21 protein-coding genes, 2 pseudogenes and 1 other annotated feature are annotated in these 18,466 nt (G+C 34.3%); of the genes and pseudogenes, 21 read left to right on the plus strand and 2 right to left on the minus strand.

What is annotated here, in order from left to right; genetic code table 11:
• Positions 1–6: 6 nt before the first annotated feature.
• Positions 7–651, plus strand: coding sequence for a hypothetical protein (locus D8M03_RS01010; protein ID WP_121212816.1), 645 nt, complete (start codon positions 7–9; stop codon positions 649–651).
• Positions 652–703: 52 nt separating this feature from the next.
• Here the strand turns inward: D8M03_RS01010 and D8M03_RS01015 are convergent, their stop codons facing one another.
• Entirely contained in the window at positions 704–1,498 is a 795-nt protein-coding gene (locus D8M03_RS01015) for an ATP-grasp domain-containing protein (protein ID WP_121212817.1), read from the minus strand.
• Positions 1,495–2,364, minus strand: a complete 870-nt coding sequence (locus D8M03_RS01020; RefSeq protein ID WP_121212818.1) for an ATP-grasp domain-containing protein — start codon at positions 2,362–2,364, stop codon at positions 1,495–1,497. The genes D8M03_RS01015 and D8M03_RS01020 overlap by 4 nt, the downstream gene beginning before the upstream one ends.
• Before the next feature lie 94 nt (positions 2,365–2,458).
• On the opposite strand from D8M03_RS01020, the gene D8M03_RS01025 reads away from it, so the two are divergent.
• The 20 genes and pseudogenes from D8M03_RS01025 to pheA all read left to right on the plus strand — a co-directional run bounded on the left by D8M03_RS01025 (position 2,459) and on the right by pheA (position 18,460).
• A complete protein-coding gene (locus D8M03_RS01025) occupies positions 2,459–3,715 on the plus strand; it encodes a bifunctional folylpolyglutamate synthase/dihydrofolate synthase (RefSeq protein WP_121212819.1) in 1,257 nt (418 codons plus the stop codon).
• A gap of 152 nt (positions 3,716–3,867) precedes the next feature.
• Entirely contained in the window at positions 3,868–4,512 is a 645-nt protein-coding gene (locus tag D8M03_RS01030; protein WP_121212820.1) for a hypothetical protein, read from the plus strand.
• 95 nt (positions 4,513–4,607) lie between these two features.
• Entirely contained in the window at positions 4,608–5,195 is a 588-nt protein-coding gene (locus tag D8M03_RS01035; protein WP_121212821.1) for a Maf family protein, read from the plus strand.
• Between the two features lie 38 nt (positions 5,196–5,233).
• Positions 5,234–5,764, plus strand: a pseudogene (gene radC / locus D8M03_RS01040) (RadC family protein); the annotation flags it as partial.
• A 568-nt stretch (positions 5,765–6,332) separates the two neighbouring features.
• On the plus strand, positions 6,333–7,535 hold the full coding sequence (locus D8M03_RS01045; protein ID WP_170148360.1) for a reverse transcriptase/maturase family protein: 1,203 nt from the start codon (positions 6,333–6,335) through the stop codon (positions 7,533–7,535).
• A 183-nt stretch (positions 7,536–7,718) separates the two neighbouring features.
• Positions 7,719–7,859: pseudogene (locus tag D8M03_RS01050) on the plus strand (JAB domain-containing protein); the annotation flags it as partial.
• Positions 7,860–8,409: 550 nt separating this feature from the next.
• The gene (locus D8M03_RS01055) at positions 8,410–9,429 is read left to right on the plus strand and encodes a rod shape-determining protein (protein WP_121212824.1); all 1,020 of its coding nucleotides are present in this window, start codon (positions 8,410–8,412) and stop codon (positions 9,427–9,429) included.
• Positions 9,430–9,440: 11 nt separating this feature from the next.
• Positions 9,441–10,361 (plus strand): rod shape-determining protein MreC, encoded by a 921-nt coding sequence (gene mreC / locus D8M03_RS01060; RefSeq protein WP_121212825.1) that lies wholly within the window; start codon positions 9,441–9,443, stop codon positions 10,359–10,361.
• Between the two features lie 3 nt (positions 10,362–10,364).
• Entirely contained in the window at positions 10,365–10,889 is a 525-nt protein-coding gene (mreD, locus tag D8M03_RS01065; protein WP_121212826.1) for a rod shape-determining protein MreD, read from the plus strand.
• Between the two features lie 26 nt (positions 10,890–10,915).
• Positions 10,916–11,584 carry a septum site-determining protein MinC gene (locus D8M03_RS01070; RefSeq protein ID WP_121212827.1) on the plus strand — a complete coding sequence of 223 codons (669 nt, stop codon included), beginning with the start codon at positions 10,916–10,918 and terminating at the stop codon, positions 11,582–11,584.
• A gap of 1 nt (position 11,585) precedes the next feature.
• A complete protein-coding gene (minD, locus tag D8M03_RS01075; protein WP_121212828.1) occupies positions 11,586–12,383 on the plus strand; it encodes a septum site-determining protein MinD in 798 nt (265 codons plus the stop codon).
• A gap of 226 nt (positions 12,384–12,609) precedes the next feature.
• Positions 12,610–13,161: a M23 family metallopeptidase gene (locus D8M03_RS01080; RefSeq protein WP_170148361.1), complete on the plus strand. Its 552-nt coding sequence runs from the start codon at positions 12,610–12,612 to the stop codon at positions 13,159–13,161.
• A complete protein-coding gene (locus D8M03_RS17870; RefSeq protein WP_245987380.1) occupies positions 13,134–13,772 on the plus strand; it encodes a site-2 protease family protein in 639 nt (212 codons plus the stop codon). The genes D8M03_RS01080 and D8M03_RS17870 overlap by 28 nt, the downstream gene beginning before the upstream one ends.
• A gap of 39 nt (positions 13,773–13,811) precedes the next feature.
• Positions 13,812–13,890 (plus strand) — a sequence feature (ribosomal protein L21 leader region).
• Between the two features lie 14 nt (positions 13,891–13,904).
• The gene (gene rplU, locus D8M03_RS01090; RefSeq protein WP_097072744.1) at positions 13,905–14,213 is read left to right on the plus strand and encodes a 50S ribosomal protein L21; all 309 of its coding nucleotides are present in this window, start codon (positions 13,905–13,907) and stop codon (positions 14,211–14,213) included.
• A 17-nt stretch (positions 14,214–14,230) separates the two neighbouring features.
• Positions 14,231–14,587 (plus strand): ribosomal-processing cysteine protease Prp, encoded by a 357-nt coding sequence (locus D8M03_RS01095; RefSeq protein ID WP_121212830.1) that lies wholly within the window; start codon positions 14,231–14,233, stop codon positions 14,585–14,587.
• A complete protein-coding gene (rpmA, locus tag D8M03_RS01100) occupies positions 14,584–14,883 on the plus strand; it encodes a 50S ribosomal protein L27 (RefSeq protein WP_121212831.1) in 300 nt (99 codons plus the stop codon). Before D8M03_RS01095 ends, rpmA begins: the two co-directional genes overlap by 4 nt.
• Positions 14,884–15,148: 265 nt before the next feature.
• Positions 15,149–15,676: a Spo0B domain-containing protein gene (locus tag D8M03_RS01105; RefSeq protein WP_121212832.1), complete on the plus strand. Its 528-nt coding sequence runs from the start codon at positions 15,149–15,151 to the stop codon at positions 15,674–15,676.
• 10 nt (positions 15,677–15,686) lie between these two features.
• A complete protein-coding gene (gene obgE / locus D8M03_RS01110; RefSeq protein ID WP_121212863.1) occupies positions 15,687–16,976 on the plus strand; it encodes a GTPase ObgE in 1,290 nt (429 codons plus the stop codon).
• A gap of 31 nt (positions 16,977–17,007) precedes the next feature.
• Complete coding sequence (locus D8M03_RS01115) at positions 17,008–17,463, plus strand: ACT domain-containing protein (protein WP_121212833.1); 456 nt, start codon at positions 17,008–17,010, stop codon at positions 17,461–17,463.
• Between the two features lie 124 nt (positions 17,464–17,587).
• Entirely contained in the window at positions 17,588–18,460 is an 873-nt protein-coding gene (gene pheA / locus D8M03_RS01120; RefSeq protein ID WP_121212834.1) for a prephenate dehydratase, read from the plus strand.
• The last annotated feature ends 6 nt before the right edge of the window (positions 18,461–18,466 follow it).

Raw genomic sequence — 18,466 nt, forward strand, 5'->3', positions numbered from 1 at the left:
GAAAATATGGATCTCATTGAAGAAATAATGGGTTTGGAAAAAGCCTATATCAAAGAAGATTTCCCTGAATCATTTGAAATACTTAAAGGAGAGCTTCCTATTATTTTATCTAGCCCTCATAGTGTTACACATTTTCGAGAGGGCAAGATAAAACAAGGTGAATTCATGACAGGGGCATTAGTGAAGATCCTTCAAAAAAGGTTAAATTGTTTTGCCATTACGAAAACGAAAAATGATTTGACTGATCCGAATTACGATGGTTTTCATCCATATAAAGAAGTTATAAAAAAAGTGGTAACAGAGTTCAATCTTAAGTATTTATTTGATTTGCATATTATGTCTAGTAAACGACCGAGTGCGATTGAAATTGGAACCGGTAACGGAAAAAATGTTTTTAACAATCCCCAATATGCGGGCATTATTAAAGAATCGTTTGAAAGTCAAAATATAACACCAGTGATTATAGACGAGCTCTTTACTGGTGGTTATAAAAATACAGTTTCTTCAGAAGTCTCAAAGACAGTTGGAATCCCTTGCATTCAAATTGAAATAAATTGGAGATTACTTGATTTAGCTTCACCTAATCATCAAGTTCAAGGGGTAATAGATTCACTAACGAATAGTATTTTAAAAATTTTAAAAGATCAGTGAATCAAGAAGCTCATCAAAACCATTGGGAATGGAATTGATGAGCTTTCAATTTCTAAGATAGCATCTTTTTAATATATGAAATTAAGACTTGAGGTAAATTGACATCATATAGGTTATAGAATGATCGTGCACCAACAGGATCTTCTAATTCATTTAAGTAATAAACACCATCGCTTTTTATAAAATCAATACCAATATAGTCACTTTTAAGTTCGCGGGTAATTTTGTAAAGATAACTTTTTAAATTTTCTGGTATAAGAAAATGCTCAATTGTTCCCCCTAGTGTGTAGTTGGATTTAAAATTATCTGAACCAGTTCTTAATACTGAACCAAGTATTTGTTCACCAAGCATCCACACTCGAATATCTTGGTTATTCGATGGCATAAAAGGTTGAATGATTGATGAGTCCTTACCAAATTGGTTTATGTACTGATTTACTTCTTGTTCCGTCTTACAAAGTACAACTTCTTGTCCACCATGCCCGGATACAGATTTTACAACCACGGGATAAGTGATTTGTTCAGGTAATGCTTTCCAAGATGGGATGGAAGGAATGTTCAATTTTTTTGCAAATTGATAAGTATCCCATTTATTATTTGCTAACTTATTAACTAAATGATTATTAAAGGTTTTAATGTTTTGTTGTTCAAAATAAAGGGCTACTTTGTAATTTCGTGTACGGTTCCAAACAAAATCTATGTCGAAGTGGTGATGTAAATTATATTCGTGTTCAAATTTTAATATTAGTTCAATTTGTTGTGTACGTGCTTCAGCGATAAGTTCATCAATAAACGATTTGTTTTTCTTAGCATCTTGTTCAGAGTAAAATAACCATCCCACTGTCATAGTGCAAGCTTCCTTAATATATATTCTGTTAATTTTTCTCCAACATTTACACCTGTCACATTATAAATGTTTCGAATATGGGCAGCTGCATTAACCTCACATACAATAGGTTCTTCATTTTTCCCGAATAACAAGTCTACACCTGCATACTCTGCTCCTAATGCTTTCGCAGCTTGTTTGGCAATGTTAATTTGTTTTTCTGTAAGTTCGACACGCTCTGCAGTACCGCCATTTGTAATATTTGCGCGGAAATCTGTTTCAGAATGGCGATACATAGCAGCTACTACTTCTTCGCCAACTATGTTTACTCGTATATCTCGGCCTTTGCTTGATGCAATGAACTCTTGGAACACAAAGTCTACACCATTTAATTCCTCAACTTTTTCATAAAATTGTTCTTCTGTCTCAATTAAATATACTTTCATCCCAAAAGAGCCATGTCCTTCTTTAATAATCATTGGCAATTTTAGTTGTGCGATTACTTTTTCAAAATAACCGGTTTGTTTTATTGAGAAATTTTTATAAATTTTTGGAGCAATAATTGTTTTCGGAATTGGTATGTTAGCTTGGGATAATTTTAAGTATTGTTTTGCTTTATTATCACATGTTTCAATAATATCCGGGTCATTAAATACTGGTATACCTTGTTGTTTTAGAAATTGGCCTAATAAAACGTCCTTGTCGAGGAAAATGACAAAATCTGGTCGATCTTCTAAGTCAATTTGTAAATTCATCATTACATCACAGTTTTTTAATACAACAGGTTCCACATTATATTTTTTTACGGCTTCAGCCATTAAATTAGCTTGGTCAACAAATTTTTCTGATATAAGACTTCCATTATAAATAATCCAACAGTTTGTCATAAGAACCTCCTTGAGTATAGTTTAACACTCTAATAAGTATTTGATAATGTTATAATTGAACGTAACTTAATTAAATGTTAAAGGGTGTATTGTGTTGATCGTAGGATTGGATAAGTATAAAAACGAATGGAATATAAAAAGTAGTAATGAAATTAAACCAGGATTAGATGCAATTAAACATGCATTAAACTTATTAGATAATCCACAGGATAAACTTTCTGTTGTCCATATTGCAGGGACGAATGGAAAGGGCTCTACATTAACGTTTATTGAACAAATCGCAATGCACCATGGATTAAATGTGGGCAAATTTATGTCGCCATGTATTGTTGATGTACATGACCAGATTCAATCAAATGGTGAATCAATTACAGAGCAAGAATTCAATCAAATCTTTGAACGAATGCAACGTGCTGGATTAAGTGGGAAACTAACAGATTTCGAACTTTTAACATGCGCGGCATTTCTTTATTTCGTCAATAAAAAAGTCGATTTAGTTTTACTTGAAACAGGGATGGGAGGGCGAGAAGATTGTACAAATGTTGTCACTCCGATCGTCTCTGTAATAACAAGTATTTCGTTGGAACATACCAAATTTTTAGGATCTGACATTTCAAGTATTGCAAAGCATAAAGCTGGAATTATAAAACATGAAAAGCCTGTTGTAGTGGGGGTATTACCTGAGGATGCTATGAATGTTATTGAAGACGAAGCCTCTGAAAAAAATTCGCCCTTGTATGTTCTGGGTAGACAAATTTATGTGATACCTTCTACTAATGGAGACCGCTATTTAAATGAAATTCTAGGAATTGATATTTCTCATTTAAACAGAACTCTTCCAGGTGATCATCAAGGTGAAAACATGACTTTGGCAATAACCGCGTTTTTAGAAGTGGCAAAACATTTTTCAGTAAAAGTAGACGCTGAAAAAATTAAGGAAGGTGTGCACAATTCTAAACTGCAAGGTAGATTTGAGGAAGTGCTGCAAAATGTTTATTTTGATGGAGCACATAATCCTGCAAGTTCACAAATGCTAGTGAGCACTATTAAACAACAATTTCCCAATGAATATATCCGTTTCATCATTGGCATGTTAGCGGATAAGGACGTTAAAAATGTGCTTGCTATTCTGGAGACGGTAAGTGATGAATTTTATTTTGTTGATTTTTCAAATTCACGCGCAATGAATGCTGAGCAGATGTTGAAACTTTCTAATGCAACAAAGAAAAACGTGTTGAAAGATAGGGAAGGTTTCATTAAAAGTTGCACAAAATTACCAGGGAAAACAATTGTCACGGGATCACTTTATTTATTAACGGATTTAAGAAAAGAGATTTTAAACATTGAATGATTGAAAACAAAAAAATATGCAAATAGTGATAAGTAATAATGTTGGAATTTATCGTTTAATAGTACTATTTGCGAATTATTTTTTAAGCGAGGCGACATTAGTTTCGCTTTTTTTCGTTCTATTTTTGATACGGTTAATATGAGGTGAAGCGAATGAAATTTCCAAATGTTATAGGAAAAAGAGATCTAATGCATGCGGCGATAATTGGATCAGTTGCAGGCTTAGCAGGTGTTCTATTTTTCATATTATTACTAAGTTCAATGGATTCTAATGAACAACAACAGCAACAGGCAACGAATCAAGTTGAGGAAGAAGAAGTAATACCAGTTCAATCATCTGAAGAACCAAAAGTAGACAAAATGGCAGTGGAATTTTTCGCAAACCAACATGGTGTATTCTCAAGTCATAAATCAGCTTTGGATTTTATCGCTGGTTACGCCTCATTAAATACGAGCGCAATCGTTGAAATAGATGGGAACTTTTACGTTTGGTCTTCTGTTACACCTGTAAAAGAGGAACTTGTAATTTCAGACAATCCGACATCTTTTGCTAAATCTTTTACTTTTTCCGGTTCAGCTTGTTCTAACCCCGCGTTACAATCTTTACCAACACATTTGCAAAGTAATAATCCGTCAAAATTTTATTTTGAAGATACGAAAGAACCTGACAGTATTCCATCTGATTGGGATTCCATAACTTCAGCATTATCAAGCATTTCAGGTGATTTAAGTGTTGTGAGATTACACCTAATTACACATTATTTTAATGAAAACGACTGTATGAAAATTAAATTATAATAGGTCGTTTTTGGGGTAAAAAGAGGATTTAGGGAATTCCTCGAAATTTTTCAAAATGCACTTCCTAAGCTATTATATAGTTAGGAGGAATGGAAATGAATTTTACTACTGATGAACAAATTATTTTAGCTTCAGCATCACCAAGAAGGAAAGAACTATTTGAAAAACTAGGAATTCCTTTTGAGGTTATAACAAGTGATGTTATTGAGACAACGGTAACTGCTAATACGATGTTAGATTATGTTCGGGATGTAGCTTTGTTAAAAACTCGTGACGTGGCAAAAAAAGTAGTGGGGAAAACAATTATTGGGGCTGATACGATAGTTGTTTTTGAAGACATACTACTACATAAACCTAAAACACGTGAAGAAGCTATAACTCACTTACAAAAGTTATCTAACAACCATCACCAGGTAATGACAGGTGTTGCAATCATTCAGCAGGATAGTACAGAATTTACTTTTGTAGAAGTTACAGAAGTGTACTTTAAAAATCTGTCGCAAAAATTAATTGAAGCCTATGTTGATACTGGTGACCCTTTTGATAAAGCAGGAGGTTATGGAATTCAAACTGACGGTGTTTTATTTGTCGACCATATTAATGGTGATTATAACAATGTCGTAGGACTCCCTTTAGCTAGTCTATTCGAAAAATTAGTTGAACTAGATATTATTAAAATATAAGGGAAGTGGTAGGGATGACGATTCCATTTCCAGAGTTGATGATTCGTGATGTCCATGTAGACGATCGACCGAGGGAAAGGTTAATCAATCAAGGTGCTCAAAGTTTATCTAATCAAGAACTAATCGCGATTTTATTACGTACTGGTACAAAGCAAGAGTCAGTGTTAACTCTTGCTAATCGCGTTTTAAATTATTTTGAAAAATTACATGGGTTAAAACACGCTACTTTAGAAGAGATAGTCTCGATTAAAGGGATTGGTGAAGCAAAGGCTGTACAACTTCTTGCAGCCATTGAACTCGGAAGAAGATTAGCCCAAAAACAAGTAGATTCGCGCTTTACCATCCGATCTCCACAAGATGCTGCTACGTTCCTAATGCCTGAAATGTCCTCGCTTCAACAAGAACATTTTGTAGTTCTTTTCTTAAATGTTAAAAATCAAGTATTGCACAAACAAACAATATTTATCGGAAGCTTAAATTCAAGTATCGTCCATCCACGCGAAATATTCCGTGAAGCCGTTAAACGATCAGCAGCATCAATTATATGTGCACATAATCACCCAAGCGGAGTGCGCCTGTAATGTATATAAATTCAGCGTTTTCAAAAGAAAACTAGAACTTCTCACAATGTTCTATGGTCAGCGTCTTACCTTGCAAGGAAACTTATAAAGGGAACATAGCATGACGTGAAAAGGAGAATAGACAATGTAGCTATCAACATTGAATCAGTTCTTCAGACCAAGTGATGTATGGTAAAAGCTATACTGCCTGAATCCTAGACAGATGAGTGTTGGGTGTGCCATTGCCTACGATAGCTAACAGGTAATGAGGATAAAATGGGTGACAATTAAAGTCTATTGGAATTTTCCGCTTTCCTATCCATAGTGAGATTTATCCTTCAATCCTCTGGTAGAGGAAAATGTCGAAAGGGATACCTAACCATCACGAAACTGAATTTATATGTAATGCAGGGATTGCCTAAGTGTGAGTGCCTTATTGGCTATAATATATTGGTATTTGAAAATCACATATGGCAACGGAGTCTTCATAGTACTCAACGTTTGCTTGTAATGAGTTTAGCAAGGGGAAGGAAGACAGGTTGTTTCTTAAACGTTTAGGCTGGAAGGAGTCATGAACATGGCATCAAATCCATTTCAACAGTTAGACGTTTACTTGAAAATTTCTCGTAAAAATAAAAAGTTAAAAGATTGTTATCGTCTACTTTATCACAAAGAATTGTGGAACAAAGCATATACTAACCTTTATCCAAACACTAATATTGATGAAAAAATTATCGAAAATATCATTGAAAGATTACGACATGGTACATACCGCTTCTTCCCAATTCGACAAACAAGTCAAATAAATTTTCAAGATAGATTAATGTTTGAGGTTTTGAATATGATGCTTCAAAAAATATATGAACCAATTTTCAGCGAGCATTCACATTGTTCAATAAAAAATCGCAACTACCATACGGCATTACTTGATATTAAAGATAATTGGAGAGGGATAACTTGGTGTATTCATGGTGAAATTGGGGGAAATTGGAGTCCAATTCATTTTCAAATATTATTGAACTTATTAGGCCAAAAAATAGAAGATCGACGTTTTTTATTACTTATTCACGATGCCCTTAAATGTGGTGTTCTAAATGGTTGGAAAATAAATGAAACACAAACTAGCAACTTTTCAAAATTGCTTTTAAATATTTATCTACATGAATTTGATTCGTTTATAGGGTACCATTTAAATGTAAAACATGTAAGATTTGCTAATATTTTTGTAATTGGGATTGTTGGTACAAAGGAAAGTGCTCGAAAGATACAATTTTTAATTAGTGAATTTCTAATGGACAAGTTACATCTTAGTGAAGAAAAGACTCTAATCACTCACATTGAAAAGGAAATACCATTTTTAGGATATGAATTTACTTTAAACAAACAATGGAACCAATCTATTATGATAAAAATACCTGCTAAAAGTATACAAACCTTTGCATCAAAAAATGGTTATGGGAATTTACAAAATTTCACGGTGGAGCCCAGAAGAAAACTAACAAATCTTTCTGATACCGAAATTTTGTTAACTTATAATAAAGAGCTAGAAATAATCGCAAATTATTATAAACTAGCAGATAACTTTCACATATTAAACAAATTATTTTATTTAGCAGAACGCAGTTTTCTTAAAACTATTGCCTTTAAAAGAAGAAGTACTTCTAAAAAGGTTGCAATGAGGATGAGACGATATCAACAAGGGCGTTTATGTTTAGTTCAGCACAAGCAAGGTAATCAAATAGTACATACATTCCTTAAACTAAAAGATTTAAAAAAGTAGTGGTAATTGGCAAATACGAAATCTGGCCGCTAGAAATGGACCCATAGCAAACATACTACGAGAAGTAATTCCTGGTTAAACAACTGGCGAGCCGTATACATTGAAAAGTGTACGTACGGTTCTGAGTGGGGAATTTTGAAACCGGTTATGGTAACATAACACGGCGCATCATTTCTACACTACAATGCTACACCAAGCCCAGAGGACATTGATGTAACAAAACGTTTGCAAGAAGCGGGATATATCATAGGCATTGAATTGATTGATCATGTCATAATTGGTGATCATCAATTTATCAGCTTAAAAGAAAAAGGATATATGTAATTGTTAGAACTTGAATTTTTTCAAATTAGGATTCGTAAATTTGAATGTTTTTACGTATACTTATAATGATGAAGTAATAGTTAGAAGGAAAATGGACGCCTCAAGAACTTTGAGACGTCCATTTTTGATGGAATCTTTCTTACTTTTTTATTAAGACGGATTTTCCCTTCAAATTTGGGTAAATTAAAGTAAAAATAAAGTAACAAATCGATGTTAAAAACATTACTAATATTTCCTTAAAAGGAGTAAAATTAAGATTTGAAAATTAATTTTATTACTGTATTATTTCATCGAACCATTTCTTTTAAATTTCGTCATTTGAATGGTGAAGTTGTTACACGATTGTAAAAACTTACATATTTATTTTATTTGTTTCAAAGCCACAATCGAAATACAATGAAAAATGTCGATTAAAATTGATTGTCAATAGACAAATGTGGTAGAACAGTACATGTGATACTATAATTTTTCGAGCTTTTCAGCTATAATAAATTTTATGATTTTAGGCATTGGAATGAGAATGGTCTAAAAAGAGAAAGGGAGTACAAAATTGTTTGGATTAGGAAATAAAGATGTCGGGATTGATCTTGGCACAGCAAATACACTTGTATTTATTAAAGGAAAAGGTATCGTTTTACGCGAGCCTTCTGTTGTCGCAAAAAATACTAAAACTGGAGACATCGTTGCTGTTGGTAATGATGCGAAAAATATGATTGGACGTACACCAGGGTCGATTGTTGCAATTCGTCCAATGAAAGATGGGGTTATTGCAGATTTTGATATCACAACTGCAATGATACAATATTATTTAAAACAAGCATTAAAAAATTCAGGTTCAAATTGGAAAAAACCAAATGTAATGATTTGTGTTCCTTATGGCATTACTTCAGTTGAGCAGCGAGCAGTAATCGATGCATCAAGACAAGCTGGAGCTAAAGAAGCGTTTACCATTGAAGAACCGTTCGCAGCAGCGATTGGAGCTGATTTGCCAGTATGGGATCCAACTGGTTCTATGGTTGTAGACATCGGTGGAGGAACAACTGAGGTTGCCGTAATTTCTTTAGGCGGTATCGTTACTAGTGAATCAGTTCGCATTGGTGGCGACGCAATGGATCAATCAATTATTAGTTATATTAGAAAAACATATAACTTAACAATTGGTGAACGTACAGCTGAGAAAATTAAGATTGAAATTGGTACAGCTCGAGTAGATGACAGTAATGAAAAAATGGAAATCCGTGGACGTGACCTTTTAACAGGACTACCAAAAACAATCGAAATTTCATCAGAAGAAATTTCTGAATCATTACGTGAAGCAATTTCTGCAATTACTGATGGAGTTAAGAAAACATTAGAGCAAACACCTCCTGAACTTTCTGCAGACGTTATGGAACGAGGGATTGTATTAACAGGTGGTGGAGCACTTTTACGTAATCTTGATAAAGTAATCAGTGACGAAACGAATATGCCTGTATTTATCGCAGAAAATCCACTAGACTGTGTTGCAATCGGAACAGGTAAAGCTTTAGAACATATTGATTTAGTTCGTTCACAGCAAATGAAAAAATAGGGGGGATAGCAATGCCACAGTTTTTTTCAAACAAGAAATTAATACTGCTCCTAGTTGGTATAATTTTCCTTGTGGCATTGATTAGCTTCTCATTACGTGATCGACAAAATGCTAATCTTCCCGAACAATTTATTAAAGACACAGTTGGCTTTGCACAATCTATTGTTGCTAAGCCAGCTAATTACATAACTGGTATTTTTAATGATATTAATTCTTTATTAAATACGTACGAAGAAAATAAACGTTTAAAAATGCGTTTGGAAGATTTTGCCGTGCTTCAAGCAGAAGTTAATACATTGCAATCAGAAAATGAATCTTTAAAAGAGCTAGTGAAAAAAGAAAGTAGTTTAAAAGATTTTAATCCACTTAAGGCAACGGTGATTGCGAGAAATCCGGATCAATGGGAAGAAAAAATCATCCTCAACAGAGGATCTTCTCATGGTGTAAAATTAAACATGGCTGTAATGACAGCTAAAGGATTAATTGGGAAAATTAGTCTTGTTACTCCATTTACTTCTGAAGTTGAATTATTACAAACAAACAATCCAAATTTCCGAGTATCTGCCATTGTTCATGGAAAGAAAAAGGATATTTTTGGTTTGTTAGAAGGATATGACACTGAACGTAATGAATTAATATTAAAACGAATTGATTCTAGCTTAGATGTAAATGAAGGTGAACAAGTTGTAACCTCTGGACTAGGAGGGATATTCCCTAAAGGGATTTTAATTGGAGAAGTAACAGAAGTAACAACAGATGATTTTGGTTTAACAAAAATGGCTTATATCAAACCTGCAGCAGATTTTTCAATGCTGGAGGATGTTATTATTGCTAAAAGAAATATTAATGAAGTAGACGGATCTGATGGAAATGGAACGAATGCAGACTTAACAAATGATGTTGACGAGTCTACAGGTGAAGGGGAAGAATAAAATATGATTCGCTTTTTAATTCCTTTTGTAGCCGTAGTTTTATTTTTATTGGAGCCTGAATTTGCACTGTTTTCTCCTATACAGTGGGGGGACGATATTTTATATTTAGTACCCCGCTTTCTTATCTTATATTTAATTTTTATATCGATTTACTATAGTCGCAAACGTGCATGTTTGTACGGTTTGTTTTTTGGACTCTTGTATGATGTCTTTTACATTGATATTATTGGATTATATTCCTTTTTATATCCACTTGTTTGCTTCGTTGCTGGATCTGCGATTAAATTTATTCATCAACATCTAAGCGTAACAACTATATTGTCTTTATTTTTAGTGGCAATTATGGAATTAGTACTATACTATTTTTTCTCTTTTATTAATCTAACAACGATACCTTTAACAAGTTTTTTAAGTAATCGTTTACTTCCAACAATTATTGCAAATTTATTGTTTTTAAGTATGCTTGGGTGGGCTTTTAAGTATTTAATTAATGCGCGAGTAATTCAGCATGCCCGAGATGCTTCTTAATTTGATGGCGTGAGGTGTCGCTTTTTATGAAAAAACAGCTTGTCCATATTAAAGGGACAAAAGAAGGGTTAGTACTTCGGCTTGATGATCAGTGCGCCTACGCAGATTTAGTAGAGGAACTTAGTCATAAAGTTTCAGAAGGTAGTATTGATGGGATAGTAGATGTACAACTCCATTTAGGGAATCGTTACCTCTCTAATGAACAGCAAGTTGAACTAATTAATATTGTAGAAAACTCTGGTAGTATGCAAGTTGCAAAATTGCATAGTGATGTAATACCAATAATAGAGAGTAATGAAAAACTAATAACGGAACAGTACGATACATATGTCGGAATTGTTCGTTCAGGCCAAGTATTGAAATCAGCTGGCGACATCATAGTTATTGGTGATGTTAATCCGAATGGTCAAGTAGAGGCAGTCGGAAATATTTATGTGTTAGGAAATTTAAGAGGTATAGTACACGCTGGAATTGAAGGAAATCGTGATGCAATTGTTGCTGCATCACAATTTAAACCTACCCACGTTTTAATTGCTGACTCTATTGAAATTATGTCAAATGAAAGTCCTGTTGTGCAAAACAGCTCAGAACAATTGTTTGCATACCTTAATAGAGACGGCATAATTTCGTATGAACGTTTACAAGAAGTAAGAAAAATACGTCCATTTTTTAATAAGGTAAAAGGAGGAAGCTGATGTGGGTGAAGCAATCGTAATAACTTCAGGTAAAGGCGGGGTAGGTAAAACAACAACAACTGCCAATCTGGGAACTGCATTGGCTCTTCAAGGGAAGAAAGTATGTTTAGTTGATACTGATATCGGCTTACGAAACTTAGACTTAGTTTTAGGATTAGATAATCGTATAATCTATGATTTAGTTGATGTTATTAATGGCCGCTGTAAAGTACATCAAGCGCTCGTTCGTGATAAACGAGTAGATGAGAAACTATTTTTATTACCGGCTGCTCAAACAACAGATAAAAATGCTGTTACGCCTGAGCAAATGAAGAGTTTAATAGATGAATTAAAACGTGAATATGATTATGTATTAATCGATTGTCCTGCAGGGATTGAACAAGGATATAAAAATGCAGTAGCAGGTGCTGATCGTGCTATCGTTGTGACAACTCCGGAAATCTCTGCTGTTCGAGATGCAGACCGAATTATTGGGTTGTTAGAAAAAGAGGCGATCGAACCGCCAAAATTAATTATTAACCGCATTCGAAAAGATTTAATGAAGAATGGGGATACAATGGACATTACAGAAATCACAACTCATTTATCTATTGATTTATTAGGAATAATCATAGATAACGAAGAGGTTATTAGTTCATCCAATAAAGGTGAACCAATTGTAATGGATCCAAACAACAAAGCTTCTTTGGGATATCGCAATATCGCTAGAAGAATTTTAGGTGAATCCGTCCCGCTTATGACTTTAGAAGATCAGCAAAAAGGGATGTTTAAAAAATTAATTTCTATCTTTTCAAAATAAGAGTGAAAGTTTAATAACAAACAATTTAGGAGGTGTCTCAACGGTTACTGAGGCATCTCTCTTTGTTTAGTTATAAGTTGAATGAGGGTATCCAAAAAAGTTAAAACTCTTTGGACCTGCGATGGTTGCATCATTCTCGTTGACTATTTTAATATTTTTCTAAATCTCATTGAATCGTATTTTCATATTTTTCATATACTATGAAAAATGCAGAATGGATGAGGTAGTGAACAAAAAGTGGAAATGGATTGCAGCCTTTCTTCTATGTGCACTTGTCTTGATTGGCAATGGGATGCAGGAACGGGGACAAATCAATATCGATGTAAAGAAAATTGTATATAGCTCTGAGGATTTGACGGTAATGCGTAATGTTCTTCGAGAAATTTTTGGTGAAGAATCAGATGCAAAAATTACTGTGTCATCTGAGCCAGTAAATCAAGAATTGCTTTCTTTTGTTGCTATCAAACCCTATGATAATGGCTATTTATTAAGCTTCGAAGAGACAATTCCAATTCTTGCTATTGAAAATGGCTTGGTTGTTTATACTGGACATTCTAAGACAACAGGTAAAACAATTTCGGTTTATTATGAAGATAATACAACAGTGACTTATGGAAATGTGGACTCATTTTCTCTCTTACCTTATACTTCGATTGAAAGAGGTAGTACGATTGCCAATAAAGAACCAGGGGATCTATATTTGAAAATTGAACAAGATGGGCGAGTTTTAAATCTTGAAGAAACATTACAATGGATGAAAGAGCATACGCAACCATGATGCGGATGACAATTCATCCATTATTTTTGCCTATTTTGTTTTCAATGATCTTATCTGGGAATGTTTCATATTATGCACTTATCTTAACATCGTTAATAATCCATGAGTTAGGGCATATTGTTGCTGCTTTTTTATGTAAAGTTAAGGTAGAGCGTTGTGTAATTATGCCTTATGGTGGTGAAATTGAATTACAGGGTGGGATTTCATTATCGCCAAACAAGCAGCTTATTATTGCTATTGGAGGTCCTATGGCTACCCTGCTTTGTTTATGTGTTGTCCCTTTCCTCGATCCGTTATTGGCCGACCCTTTATTAAAAATCCAATTAATTTTACTTGGCATTAATTTAATTCCAATTTGGCCCCTTGATGGTGGAAGAATTATTCTATCGTTAATATTATTGATTTATCCGAAAGCACGTTTTTATGAAATGTACTTATCCATATCACTTATTTTGACAATATTAACAATGATTATTACTTTTATTTTGTTACCAAAAACGTTATTTTTATTAGTGTTATCAATTTTTATTTTCTTAAGATTAGTAAGTGAATGGAGATATAGGAAATATCGTCTAGCATTTGAGAAACATGTAATGAAACGGTTGACTTGAAAAAATATATATGTTAGTATTTTAATGTTGTTTGTAGCACCCGTGCTACAACCGCTCTGGGAAGGTTATTAAGTATCGTTAAGATCACCTTTCATTACAGGCGAGTCTGAGTCTAAGAGGAGGTGCAGGTAAATGTACGCAATTATCGAAACTGGTGGAAAACAAATCAAAGTAGAAGCTGGACAAGAAATCTATGTTGAAAAACTAGGTGTTCAAGCTGACGAAGTAGTAACATTTGATAAAGTTTTATTCGTAGGTGGCGAAACAGTAAAAGTAGGTGCTCCTACTGTTGAAGGTGCTACTGTAACAGCGAAAGTTGTTAAAGAAGGTCGCGCTAAAAAAATCACTGTATTCAAATACAAAGCGAAGAAAAACTACCGTCGTAAACAAGGTCACCGTCAACCATACACAAAATTAGTTGTTGAATCAATCAACGCTTAATTAATGAGGTGAACCGAATGATTACGGTTACGATTCATCACGATGAAAATAGACATGTATCTGCATTTGAATTTTCAGGTCATGCTGAATATGATCAAACTGGTAGAGATTTAGTATGTGCTGGTGCATCTACTATTGCCATTGGTACAGTAAATGCTATCTACGCACTTTTAAATATTGAACCGGAAGTTGATCAAGCAACTGAAGGTGGAGGTTACTTACGAGTAGATCTTCCTACTAAATTAGATGCTGATATTGATGCAAAATTACAGCTTATTGTCCAAGTTATGACTGCTCAAGTTTACTCGATGGTTCAAAACTATGGACAATATATTCGAATCAACTACAATCAAGTAGGAGGTGGAACGAAATGAAATTGTTATTATCTTTAGACCTTCAATTTTTCGCTTCGAAAAAAGGGGTAGGTTCTACAAAGAACGGACGTGACTCTGAAGCAAAACGCCTTGGTGCTAAACGTGCTGATGGTCAATTCGTAACTGGTGGTTCAATTCTTTACCGTCAACGCGGTACAAAAATTTACCCAGGTACAAACGTAGGCCGCGGTGGTGATGACACACTTTTCGCTAAAGTTGACGGCGTTGTTAAATTCGAACGTTTAGGTCGCGACAAGAAAAAAGTAAGTGTATACCCAGTTGCTCAAGAAGCTTAATATTATACGAATGCAAAAGGACTGCTAGCCAGCAGTCCTTTTTTATGATTTTAATGCTAAAAGGTACGGAATAAGTACCATACTAATTTAGAAGGATTAACAATTAGAGTACTTCCTAGTACGAAATGAGTATCTGTATACTGGATAATTGAAATTTTCTCAAAGTATTAATTCTTTTAGAATGTTAGAGAGGAAAATATAAGAAAAACTGTTATACTTAGAAAGATAATAGTAGTAGTTTTTTAAGTTAGTTTGGAGGTTCAAAATGAAGATTCATTCTCTCTCTAATAGTGAAGTTATAAGGTTTGCAAATCACGATTTTATGAACCATCTACAATTGATTAAAATGTATTTAGAATTAGGTAAGGTAGACGAAGCAAAAAATACGATTGAAAATATTTCGGAAAACTGCAAAACCTTATCGAATTTAAATAAACTTAATTTACCAAAAACGGTAGAGTGGCTACAAACATTTCAATGGAGATATCCTTCCATAGACTTTAATTTAAAAAGTCATGTAGAACATCCTGTTAATATGAAAAAAGATGTGCAAATAGTAGAATACTTAGAAAAGACAATTATTCATGTTTATGATCATTTAGATCCATATACAGAGCAACAACTATTTATCGAAGTCGAATCTAATAAGAATGAATTCAAGTTAACTTTGGACTTAAGAGGATATTGGGAAGCCCCACAGTTTAAACAGCAAGAATTACCGAATATGAAAGTTCAAACGTATGAGCAAACTAATAAGATATGGAAATATGTTTTGAGCTTGGAACAGGAGTGATAGTATGAGTATGTTTGTCGATCACGTTAAGGTTTATGTGAAAGGCGGAGATGGTGGCGATGGAATGGTCGCTTTCCGTAGAGAAAAATATGTACCGAATGGTGGTCCAGCAGGTGGAGATGGAGGACATGGTGGGAATGTAGTCTTCCAAGTAGAAGAAGGTTTAAGAACATTAATGGATTTCCGCTATAAACGTCATTTTAAAGCTCAACGTGGCGAACACGGAATGAGTAAAGGCATGCACGGTAAAAATGCGGAAGATACAGTGATTAAAGTGCCTCCTGGAACAGTGGTAATAAATGAAGAAACGAAAGCAGTTATTGCAGATTTAGTTGAACATGGTCAAACTGCTATCATTGCACGTGGTGGTCGTGGAGGACGTGGAAATTCGCGTTTTGCAACACCTGCAAATCCTGCTCCAGAACTTGCAGAAAAAGGGGAGCCAGGACAAGAATTAAATGTTATATTAGAATTAAAAGTATTAGCTGACGTTGGTTTAGTAGGTTTCCCAAGTGTGGGGAAATCCACTTTGTTATCTGTTGTATCAGCGGCAAAACCAAAAATTGGAGCTTATCACTTTACAACAATCGTTCCGAACTTAGGAATGGTTGAAACAGAAGACGGCAGAAGTTTTGTAATGGCAGACTTACCTGGATTAATTGAAGGTGCTCACCAAGGTGTCGGTTTAGGTATGCAATTTCTACGTCATATCGAACGCACAAGAGTTATTGTCCATGTAATCGATATGTCCGGAATGGAAGGTCGTGACCCATATGAAGATTATGTTACGATTAATGAAGAACTAAAACAATATAATTTACGCCTTACTGAACGTCCACAAATTGTTGTGGCGAACAAAATGGACATGCCTGATGCAGAAGAAAATTTAATTGCATTTAAAGAAAAGGTTGGCGATACTGTAAAAGTATTCCCAGTTTCAGCTATATCTCGTCAAGGGTTAAAGCCTTTATTATTTGAAATAGCAGATTTACTAGAAGTAACACCAGAGTTCGAATTGCATGAAATAGTCGAAGAAGAAAGCGACACAACAGTACTTTATAAACACGAGAAAAAAGGAGAAGACTTCGAAATTACTCGTGATGATGATGGAGCATTTGTTTTATCTGGCTACAGCATAGAGCGTCTGTTCAAAATGACTGACTTTAGTCGTGAAGATGGAATTCGTCGTTTTGCAAGACAATTACGTGCAATGGGAGTAGATGATGCATTACGTGAACGTGGTGCAACAGATGGTGACATTGTTCGTTTAATGGAATTTGAATTTGAATTTATCGAATAGAGTTTGTTTTTAGGGATTTTGGGGGGAGAGTATGAAAAACGTTGCGAATCAACGGTATTATTTAGTTCGTGAAGATGTATTAACGGATGCAATGCAAAAAACATTACAAGCAAAGCATCTATTGCAAAGTGGTTCTGTATCTTCTATATGGGATGCAGTAAAAGAGGTCGATTTATCACGGAGCGCATTTTACAAATATCGAGATGCCGTTTTTCCTTTCCACTCCATTGTGAGAGAAAGAATTTTAACGATCTTTATCCAGTTACAAGATGAAAAAGGTGCATTAGCAAAGTTGTTAGAAATTATCTCAGAGTCACATTGTAATGTACTTACAATTCATCAAACTATTCCAATTCAAGGACGTGCAAACGTTACATTATCACTAGACGTAACAAGTATGGCCATTGAATTAGATCAGTTAATTCAATTGCTGAAAAAATTAGAGTTTGTTGAGTCTGCAGAAGTAATTAGTTCTGGAGCGTTATAAGTGAGGAAAGAGAGCAAAATAGTCTGCTCTCTTTTTTTATTTAAACCGAGTAATCTTGTCTATATGATTGGACTCTTTTTTATGATAAAATTACTGAATAATTAAAAAAGTAGGGGGCTTATACGTGAAACATCAACAATGGGAGAAACGAATTGCCTATTTAGGACCGGAAGCTTCTTTTACATATTTAGCAACTAAAGGTCTTTTTCCAAATGAATGGTTAATGCCGTTTACAACAATACCAGATTGTATTGAAGCAGTCTCGAATGATCGTGTTGATTTTGCCGTTGTTCCGGTAGAAAATGCTCTAGAAGGAACAGTTACGCTAACAATTGACTATTTATATCATGAGGCAGATTTATATGTTGTAGGTGAAGTGCTATCAAAAATTCAACAACACCTTATGGTAAATAAAGAACAAGTAAATAACTGGCAAAATATTGAAGGGGTTTATTCCCATTCCCATGCATTAGCACAGTGTCATAAATACTTGTTTTACCGTTTTAGTTCGGTTCCATTAAACCAAACATCCTCAACAGCAGCTGCGGCTAAATATGTGGCAGAAAATCCAGATAAATGTATTGCAGCAATAGGAAATACTTCGTCTGCAGAAAAATATGGTTTAGAAATTGTAGAAAGAAATATTCATGATTTCCATTTTAACCACACACGTTTCTTTGTATTAGCTAAAAAGAATTCTAGACTACCAATTGAGACATCAGAAGGAAAATCAAAAACGACATTTATGCTAACTCTACCAGAAAATGTATCCGGTGCATTGCATCAAGTGCTTTCTGTTTTTGCTTGGCGTCGAATTGATTTAAGTAAAATTGAATCAAGACCATTAAAAACAGGTTTAGGGGATTACTTCTTTATTATTGATGTATTAGCAGATGAAAATGAGCCAATGGTAAAAGGGGCAGTGGAGGAGCTAGGTGCGCTTGGTTGTACAGTGAAGTCGCTAGGTACATATTATACATATTTAACACCTGAGTGAGGAGAG

Origin of the sequence: Ureibacillus endophyticus (assembly GCF_003628435.1) — a bacterium.
GTDB lineage: Bacteria > Bacillota > Bacilli > Bacillales_A > Planococcaceae > Ureibacillus > Ureibacillus endophyticus.

Coding starts and splice junctions, on each gene's coding strand:
- D8M03_RS01010 (WP_121212816.1), top strand. CDS start 7: ATGGATCTCATTGAAGAAATAATGGGTTTGGAAAAAGCCTATATCAAA.
- D8M03_RS01015 (WP_121212817.1), bottom strand. CDS start 1,498: ATGACAGTGGGATGGTTATTTTACTCTGAACAAGATGCTAAGAAAAAC.
- D8M03_RS01020 (WP_121212818.1), bottom strand. CDS start 2,364: ATGACAAACTGTTGGATTATTTATAATGGAAGTCTTATATCAGAAAAA.
- D8M03_RS01030 (WP_121212820.1), top strand. CDS start 3,868: ATGAAATTTCCAAATGTTATAGGAAAAAGAGATCTAATGCATGCGGCG.
- D8M03_RS01035 (WP_121212821.1), top strand. CDS start 4,608: ATGAATTTTACTACTGATGAACAAATTATTTTAGCTTCAGCATCACCA.
- D8M03_RS01045 (WP_170148360.1), top strand. CDS start 6,333: ATGGCATCAAATCCATTTCAACAGTTAGACGTTTACTTGAAAATTTCT.
- mreC (WP_121212825.1), top strand. CDS start 9,441: ATGCCACAGTTTTTTTCAAACAAGAAATTAATACTGCTCCTAGTTGGT.
- mreD (WP_121212826.1), top strand. CDS start 10,365: ATGATTCGCTTTTTAATTCCTTTTGTAGCCGTAGTTTTATTTTTATTG.
- D8M03_RS01070 (WP_121212827.1), top strand. CDS start 10,916: ATGAAAAAACAGCTTGTCCATATTAAAGGGACAAAAGAAGGGTTAGTA.
- D8M03_RS17870 (WP_245987380.1), top strand. CDS start 13,134: ATGGATGAAAGAGCATACGCAACCATGATGCGGATGACAATTCATCCA.
- rplU (WP_097072744.1), top strand. CDS start 13,905: ATGTACGCAATTATCGAAACTGGTGGAAAACAAATCAAAGTAGAAGCT.
- D8M03_RS01095 (WP_121212830.1), top strand. CDS start 14,231: ATGATTACGGTTACGATTCATCACGATGAAAATAGACATGTATCTGCA.
- rpmA (WP_121212831.1), top strand. CDS start 14,584: ATGAAATTGTTATTATCTTTAGACCTTCAATTTTTCGCTTCGAAAAAA.
- D8M03_RS01105 (WP_121212832.1), top strand. CDS start 15,149: ATGAAGATTCATTCTCTCTCTAATAGTGAAGTTATAAGGTTTGCAAAT.
- obgE (WP_121212863.1), top strand. CDS start 15,687: ATGTTTGTCGATCACGTTAAGGTTTATGTGAAAGGCGGAGATGGTGGC.
- D8M03_RS01115 (WP_121212833.1), top strand. CDS start 17,008: ATGAAAAACGTTGCGAATCAACGGTATTATTTAGTTCGTGAAGATGTA.